The following is an 8,648-nucleotide window of genomic DNA, read 5'->3' as shown; positions in this document are numbered from 1 at the left end:
ATTGTAACAAACAATATGAAATTTTTTTATGATCAACTAATTTAATTTATTCTTGTAGATTTTTTTTTAATTTCATTTTTATCAAATGAAATAAATAAACTTAGTTTTTTTCAGTACTTACTTTACAAACACAGTATCTTAGAAAGATATTTCTTAATAAATTTGGAAAATTTCTGATAGTAATAATTAAATAATAGGGTAATAAATCGATTAGATTTCTGATCTCGAAATTCTTTCCAGGAAGATTTATCATAATGCCGATGATTTAAAAATAATGATTTTTATATCCTTATACTTTTCCCATTTATTTAAGATAACATAAAAAATAATATTCAATATTTTATTTAGAAAAAGAATAAATCTTTTTTTCAAATTACATTGTTTCTTAAATAAAAATAAAAATCCTGAAATCATATATAACAGCACAAGAAATAAGACAAAATAAAAAGAAGACAAGCTAAATAAAGCCATACAGTTGCTTATTTTATCATACTAAAAAGTTAAATAATTTTACTAGCAATGCTTCAGAAAATGCACCCAATAAAATATCGCCAGTTAATAATAACTATGACTGAAGCCGAAAGCTATATGGAATTTAAGTCTTTTCCTACTATAAATCCCTGTATATAGGAGCTTTTACCTAGAGCGGCAAAACACACCACACTCTACGACAGGCGACTAATGAAAATAGATACAAGAAATAGGCTGGATAGAAGGAATGACGTAACGAATGCTACAAGTTAAGGAGTTTGCCTAGATTGTCAAATTTTGAAACTCATTTGAATTACACATATATAAAAACTTATCATTTTTTCTCTTATTATCAATAAATATTTCTTTAAAACAGTCTGACTTATTCAACCTCAATTAATTTCAAAGCAAAACAGATAAGAATTCCTATCTCTCTATATTGAAAAACGATTCCTATACTAAATCTTGAAATCCTTGGTCCAGTATTTATAAGGCTAAGAAAAATTTTTAAATTTTTTAAGGATACTTTCGAGAAATTTAATATATAAATAAATGAAGATAAATAAATCCTATCTAAAGTTAGTAATAGAAGCGATAAACCTACTTCTAGATGAAATAATCACTTCTAAATAATCCACTAGGAATAAAGAAACCATCATGTCTTTCAACCATACGAAAGCAAAGTCTAATGGCTTAACCAAACATGAGAATATACATTAATATATAAATCTGAGAAGTTAAGGCAGAGTTAATAAGCAATGGGATGCATTTACTCCAGTACTCCAGAAATAACAAAAAAATTTAGTTCAAAAAGTTACGATAATATCTTGAAAATTAATAAAATACTTGGAACATCTTTATGATTTATATGTTCTAACCAAAAATTTATTTCTTTATCTTTAAAAGCATAAAACAAGCCCCTTATGAGCAAAATAAACCAATTATTAATTCTACCTATATTTCCAGACTAACATGAAAGAAAGAATATATAAAATCTAATTAAAATAGTAAACGATAAAAATGTAACAAATACTTTCGATAATAATTGAGGTTAAATTTCTCAAAGGGTCTAAAATAGAAATTGATAAAGAAGTATCAAATAAAATCAATAATACTAGAATAGAAATGATTAAGAACCCCAACTGATAAGTTTCATGTAGTTTTTAGGTTTCATTAGAATATACAGCGTAACTTCCTGGCTACTGAAAGCATAAATAATTCTAGTTAATAACGCTAGAATACTCTCTTTAGTATGTGGCAAAGTTTCTGAGATAAAAAATGAGAGACACCCCCTACCTTTAGAAAGCTACATAATAGTTATAAATAATAAAATTAGGGATAACATCAAGTCTGTAATAACAAAAAAATTACTGAATCTAGTAAATAATTTAATTCCGAATAAATTAACAAAAATTATTTCTAAAAATACGAAAAGAATGATACCAATTAAAAAAATTTATTCGTAGCTAATGTTGAAGAAATTGAATAACTAATTGTCAAAGAAATAAATGATAATATCGTAGGATATCAAATAACATTTTCTATCCATTTAAACCAAACAACAGCGAAATCAGTTGGCCATCTGAAGGGTTTTTTAACCCAAGCATAAAATACCAGCTTCGTCCTTAATCGTCGAAGTAAATTAGCTGTAACTAAAGTGTCAGGAGAAAAATAAAAAAATAGCTCCTATAATAAAATATAGGATTAAAGAACTACTAAAAAAATCTCAAATAGATAGGTTAAAAATATTCTCAACTGATTCTCCAGTTAGCATAATAAGACTAAAAGTTCTAAATACTGATTGCACCATTACATTAGCTCTCTCAAAATATATTTTTTTCAAACCCATCAACTATTTAACTAGCTTTGATATTCTAATTTAGAGGGTAGAAATTTTAATGAATCATAAGATATTGTAATTTTTTCTCATACCAATGAAAAAACTTTATTTTTTTAATTGTTTATAATAGATGCTATAAAGATAAATTAATGATTGATTTTATATGCTAATTAATTATGGATATTTCTTAATCTATTTAAATATTAATTGATATATTTTAGTATACTCTATATTATTTTATTTCGTTTTTCAATAGGAAGGAATATTAACATTTTGATTAGGTGTTATAGTTTCTTTAATAGGCATTCTCTCTAGTAGATTTTATTTTCTACATCTTATTAATCGAATAGAACAGTTTATGAAAAAAATTTGGTTGCTATTAGTCTTCTTATATGTTCTAACTCTTTTATAATTTTTTTTGGTATGACTATCTAAGAAATTTTTCTTATAAACTAATCATGTTTTTTATTATTATCAGATCGATTTATTGCCTTTTTTAATATATGTTTCAGTCGCTAGAAAATCAGATCGGTTTTAATAATACACGTTTAAATCTAATGCAATTAAAAATTATTTAAGAAATTATTACTCTTTCCATTTTCTTTACTTTTCTATTTATTACATAAAAAAGTTATCTTTAAATTTTTTAGAGGCTAGATTATGTTCTACTGTAGGCCATATTTTTATATTTTAAAATACTAATTAATATTATCTCGTAATCGAATGAATTGAGTTAAATTTCCACTTTGCTAAAATTAAACTAATTTATAGAATATTCTCATGGTTAAAAGAATTCCATTTTCAATTAGCCTTCTGTTGATTTTTTCTTTCAAATCTGCTTTCAAATTTTCTAAAGCATTCACTTGTAGAATTTTTTTTTAAACTACCATCCTCTCATGCTATTTTAGCATATACTAACCAAATATTATTTATTTATCTTATTGCAATGGAAAGAAATAGGAAAGATCAGAACTTCAAATTATACAGAATATAAATATCTTTTTACTTCTCTTTTATAGCCGAACCTAACAACTAAAGATATAATTTCTGCTAATGTTTTGACACATGAATTAGATATCTATATTCTAAAGAAAAGAAAACTTTCTTCCAACAAGGCAATTTTATATATTAGAGACAGAGTTAAAAATTTATAAACAACCGAAAATGATAATCCTAAACCCATACTTAGCTAACTTATTAAACATACCATTGTCGTTGTTCTCAAACATATTTATAATCAATATTTAAAATATTAATGAAAAAAATTTAAAAGAAAATTAAATTATTGTATTCTCATAGAATTGATTTATATTAAATCCAAACCTAGTTTATTATCTCTTGAATATTCTAAGCCGTAGCATCAGAAGCGATGACTCTGAATGAATAAACACTTTCATAATAGGTATTTATATTAAATATTAAAAAATTTTATAATAATGGGAACTTCAAAACGCGGTTGATGATTAACTAGATTGCTTGATAATAGAGTCATTGCTATTGTACCTATTGTTTCAGATATATTATGAAGGAAAAATTTTTCACATATATAAAACTTATGCTCACCACTGGCTAGTAGCTTTAATTAATTATTGCAAAGAAAACATTCCAAAATTTTTCAATCTTACGAACCCCTTTTACTAAAATTACTTAAAAAGTAATATAAATTTAGGATTTTTTTCTTATTTTCTGACCAATTTTATTGTGAAAAATTAGCCACTCTACTAAATATATCGTTAACTCAAGCGGTGACGTTTTTTCCTACCAGACGCTTCTCGTTTTATTTCAAAGAATTTCTTGAACAGAAACTCTTATTTTATATTTCTAATTCAAGCTACTTTATTAATGAATAATTACAGGCACAACTAACATTCTCTTCTTTTCTTGATTTTTATGAACGAATTATTAGTCATTGCCATCTTCCATCCTTAGAATGGAAAAAGAACCAGACAGGAAAGGTAAAACTTCTTTATAAAGAAAAACCAAACAAACTAACACTTTAGATCGCTCATAATTAAATAACTAGAATTTTTTTTACACATGTAGAATAAAATATAAACCTATAAATTTGCGTATTGGAGCTTTAGAAACCAATTTTCAACTTCCATTTCTTAAAAGAATGGAATAGAATGCAGTATTTATAGAATCTGATTTTATAGGACTCTATGTAACTACTCCTATCTTCATTTCTCCCCAGACATACCTTAAAGAAAATCAAATTATACCGCAACATGATATGTGCAGACTTATTGAGGTATAAAATTTAAAATCTAACAAATAGATATCTCTTCTAGAATACAAAATTAGTCTATAATTTAGATTGAAAGTAATTCTTTAGGAAATTATATGAAGGGTCGAGAAAAAAGAAGCTTCTTCATACCAATGCGCTACTTGTAACTAAGAGGTTTTTAAATCAGAAGTTTTATCCGTTAAAGACGCTAATTATATTCGCTATTTCTGCAGCTCCAAGTATCTTGAATCTTGTCAAAAAAGAAACTCACAGATAGAGTAATAATTAAAAATTTTTCTCTCAACAGATTAACAAAACATTGGATTATTTACAAATCTAACTGAAATGAATCACTTAATTAATTACAGTAATTTAAGAATAATATCTCTTTAAGACTCCGCTAAATAAAAATAGCTGTAGGATTGAGTAAAACCCAATTTGACTAAATAATACATTATTTTAGAACGTATAAAAGTTCTGTTAGAAAGATAACATCAGAGTATTCTAATTTAATTTTAAAAATCAATAACTCCTAGAAAAAATTTGATTTAGTGTAGGGATTATCTACTCAAAAAATTTTGATCCCTTCTTTGATCCAAAAGAATAATTTTTTTCCATTCTTACTATAAAGATTTCTAACCTTTAGTATCAAAATAAAAAGGATAAATATCTTCATATTTTTAGGACGATTTTCGGCATATTGAAGGCTTCTATCCAGACGGATTTTGAACCATTGAGGATTCCCTTTTAAAATAAGGATGATGAGGATTGCATTGTAAGGCAAAATCGAATGCTATCATTAAATTAAGTTGCCTTGCCTGCTTAACTAAATTTTTAAAATCTTGTAAAGTTCAATTTTGGGATGAATAACCATATGATCCCCCTCTTTTTTCACCCCCGATGGCCCATGGGCTTCCTGGGTTGGTGGACGCAGCCCTTAGAGCATTATTTTTGTCTTTGCGATTTGAATGAGCAATTGGATAGATAGGCAGGAAATAAATTACATAAAATTCTATAGCTTTGATTCGAGGCAACTACCTAACAACGTCTTTAAATAAACCATGCTTAAATTAACTATTTTTTTGAATCGTGGGACTGAGAAAACAATTCATACTATGCACTGAAGTTAGCCTGTAAGGGGATCTACAATCACCACTAATTCTTTTTGATAGCGAGTAATCACCAAAGGACGGAAGTTTTTTTCCATTTTTTCTATTTTTCCATTAATGATTATAGTTGCTTTTCAAAAATTGATTTTAGAATTTTGGAGTGAGTGGCTGATTTTTTTAACTGATATTAGTAAGTAGGCTAGCAATTGTTTTTCCATCCGGAATAGCATTTAAAATTGCTTGATCAATAAGTTCTAAACCTATCTGAATGTCAATATTATCTTTGTTTGGCTTCAATCTTTTTTTTCAAATCATTACCTCACATACGAAAATCATAAATCTACGCTTTTAGAGCGTAATAATATACCTATTTTTGAAACAGGAAAAATAGCATATCAACGAACATTTTCTATCAGATTTAAGGGTATACGATGCCCTTTATTTTCGGAATCATGTTTGAATCATAAAAATCGCTTTATTTCTACATGCTCTTCTGAAAATATGCCCGCTTCAACCCGTACCTCTTCCCCTATACAGCGCTTTAATAACAATCCCCCCTCCCACAAATCGATTTCAGGATAAACGCTATTAATTGACCACCCACGGCTGTTTTTCGGTAGTGGTAAGCAGATGTTTGGAAAGCTCTTTAACACTAAATATTATCTGCCACAGCATCTCCTTACGTAATCCCATGAGCTGCCAAATTTAAGTGGTTTAAATTTAAACTAACCTATCGTTTTACAATCAAGGACTCTAATCCTTAACGAATAGGATTTCATCGGCAAAACGAAATCCATATTGAAAAATCTCTATCTTCCTCAAGAAGGTATAGAAAAACGTTTTTATTTTTTCCTATGACTATGCCCCATCTTATTAAATTAAAAAAGGTGTCTGCTAAATTGCAGAAAAAATTTTTATTTTAGATATTTTTTTATGAATGATATTAAGAATTTTTTTTAAATGGGATATTTTTAAAAAATTAATAAGTTAAGTAATTCTTATCGCAATAATAGCATCTACACCTTCATAAGAATTTTTAATGCCCACTTAACCCAATTATTGATGTCAACCTTCGCAAGAAACATTAAATCATCAATTAGCAACACGGTTAAGATACTTGAGCTAAAATGAAGACTACATTAAACCAATTTGCTGAGTTCCAAAAAATCCCTATCGTTGTCAACAGGATCGTAATTTTGCTCTTCGCTCTGAAGCTTAGGGTTTATTAAATGGAATATTGTTTCCAGAAAAAAACAAAAGTGGTGTGCCAAATGATTGAGAAAACCAAGGTAATGGTTAAATTTTATTTAGAACATTTTCTTGTTAAGAAATGCAATTAATTCAAGAATAGCCATTTGATTTTATCAGCCAACATGAGAGCTATATGAAGTAACGATAGCTTGGATAGCTTCCGGATTTGCTAACGTTGAAATATCTCCGAAACTATCAACTTCCCCATTTACTATTTTACGTAAAATACGTCTCATGATTTTTTCTGACCGAGTTTTAGGTAAATCTTTGGCCCATTGAATGCGGTCTGGTGTTGCGATGGGGCTAATTTTTTTGCGAACTAAATTAATTAATTCTCCCGATAAGCGATCATCAGAGACTATTCCAAATTTGGGCATCACAAAAGCAAAAATACTTTGGGCCTTTAATTTCATGAGGAAAACCAACTACCGCAGCTTCTGCAATATCGAAATGCGCCACTAAAGCGCTTTCTATCTCAGCTATATCCAATCGATGTCCGGATATGTTGATCACATCATCGATACTCCCACTAATCTAATAAAAATCACCCCGATCTCGGTGAGCTCCATCGCCCGTATAATACATCCCAGGATATTGAGAAAATACGGCGCTTTCTAGCGTTCTGGATCTCCATAAATAGTTTGCATTTGTCCCATAGCCAGGGCTGAGTAATTAAGAGATTGCCTGATGCTTCTCCTTTCTTACTCCAAAAAAAAGCAATGTCGCAGATCCAAGTTTTAAAGGCGTGACTCCCAGCAAAGGGACAATCATAATATCGCCGGTTTCTGTTTGCCACCATGTGTCGACAATAGGTCAATGTTTTTCTCCAACGATATTGTAATACCAAAGCCAAGCTTCTGGATCAATGGGCTCGCGCCTACCGTGCCTAAAAGCTTTAAGGTCTGACAGCTTGTGTGTTTAACAACCTCCTCTTCTTCTCGCATTAATGCTCGAATCGCTGTTGGAGCTGTATAAAAAATATTTACCCCATGTATTATCAATCACTTCCCAATAACGAGAGGGGACTGGGGTAAGTCGAAACACCTGCAAACATTAGCGTTGTTGCTCCGCTGGCTAAAGGAGCATAGACCAAATGTGAATGTCCCGTAATCCATCCGATATCTGCCCGTACACTAGAAAATATCATTTTTTTGATAATTAAAAAATAATTGAAAAGGCATAGTTACATACAACAAATATTCTCCATGAGTATGCAATATTCCCTTTGGGTTTCCTGTCGAACCAGACGTATATAAAATAAAAAGTGGATCTGTAGCTTCCATAGGTTCCGCAAGACATTCAGGGAGTTCGCTAGAAATCAAATTCTTATATTCAATATCCCGAATATTACTTTTTATCCCCTGATTCGTCCGACTTACAACGATCACGTGCTTGACAGAAAGGCATTCATCAATAATTTCATCAACGTTAGCCTTTACAAGGTATAGTTTTTCCTCCTCGCTTATTAACGCACGCAGTTATAATGATAGAACATTCAGAATCGTTAATCCTCTTCTTTAAGGTCTCTGGAAAAAATCTCGCAAACACGACCGAATGTGCTCAGATACGCATGTAAGCCAACATTGCCACCACTGCTTCCGGTATCATGGGTATGTAAATACAAACACGGTCGCCCTTCGAAACACCTAATCTCTCTAGACCGTTCTAGACCGTTGGCAAAACAACGAACTTCTTCATACAACTCATGATAGGTTAAATTTCTCGACTGAGAGGGATCGTCCCCTTCCCA

General features: G+C 29.6%; 5 protein-coding genes. All 5 read right to left on the bottom strand.

What is annotated here, in order from left to right; translation table 11 throughout:
- Positions 1-7,011: 7,011 nt before the first annotated feature.
- Complete coding sequence (locus tag B1F79_RS02150) at positions 7,012-7,275, bottom strand: AMP-binding enzyme (protein ID WP_251365809.1); 264 nt, start codon at positions 7,273-7,275, stop codon at positions 7,012-7,014.
- Positions 7,250-7,411, bottom strand: a complete 162-nt coding sequence (locus tag B1F79_RS02145; RefSeq protein WP_251365808.1) for an AMP-binding enzyme — start codon at positions 7,409-7,411, stop codon at positions 7,250-7,252. The genes B1F79_RS02150 and B1F79_RS02145 overlap by 26 nt, the downstream gene beginning before the upstream one ends.
- A gap of 484 nt (positions 7,412-7,895) precedes the next feature.
- Positions 7,896-8,045, bottom strand: a complete 150-nt coding sequence (locus tag B1F79_RS02140; protein ID WP_251365807.1) for a hypothetical protein — start codon at positions 8,043-8,045, stop codon at positions 7,896-7,898.
- Positions 8,032-8,364: an AMP-binding protein gene (locus B1F79_RS02135; RefSeq protein ID WP_308159719.1), complete on the bottom strand. Its 333-nt coding sequence runs from the start codon at positions 8,362-8,364 to the stop codon at positions 8,032-8,034. The genes B1F79_RS02140 and B1F79_RS02135 overlap by 14 nt, the downstream gene beginning before the upstream one ends.
- A 38-nt stretch (positions 8,365-8,402) precedes the next feature.
- Positions 8,403-8,648, bottom strand: a 246-nt coding sequence (locus B1F79_RS07175) for a hypothetical protein (RefSeq protein ID WP_285896360.1), incomplete at its 5' end; no start/stop codon positions are given.

It is taken from the genome of Coxiella-like endosymbiont of Rhipicephalus sanguineus (assembly GCF_018687865.1).
This window is presented reverse-complemented; position numbering and strand designations above follow the sequence as displayed.

What these genes read in the sequence shown, in the direction of transcription:
- B1F79_RS02150 (WP_251365809.1), bottom strand. Translation starts at nt 7,275, where the DNA reads ATGCCCAAATTTGGAATAGTCTCTGATGATCGCTTATCGGGAGAATTA.
- B1F79_RS02140 (WP_251365807.1), bottom strand. Translation starts at nt 8,045, where the DNA reads ATGATATTTTCTAGTGTACGGGCAGATATCGGATGGATTACGGGACAT.